Raw genomic sequence first — 261 nt, forward strand, 5'->3', positions numbered from 1 at the left:
AAATCATGGAATGCTGAATAACTTCACCTTCTTTATGACCCATTCTGTCCATCATTTTAGCGATTCTTTCAGAACCGAAAAGACGCATCAAATTATCTTCCAGAGAAACATAGAACTGAGAACTTCCCGGATCCCCCTGACGTCCTGCTCTACCTCTTAGCTGTCTGTCAACACGTCTTGAATCGTGGCTTTTGGTTCCGATGATGGCTAAACCGCCTGCTTCTTTTACTTCCTTAGTAAGTTTAATATCGGTACCACGAC

1 protein-coding gene is annotated in these 261 nt (G+C 42.9%); it reads right to left on the minus strand.

Annotated features, from left to right (window positions below; all coding sequences use genetic code 11):
* Positions 1 to 261, minus strand: a 261-nt coding sequence (locus ACPYOJ_RS35730; protein WP_481420441.1) for a preprotein translocase subunit SecA, incomplete at both ends; no start/stop codon positions are given.

The sequence above is a fragment of the Rhizobium sp. SVR5-9E genome (assembly GCF_056755095.1).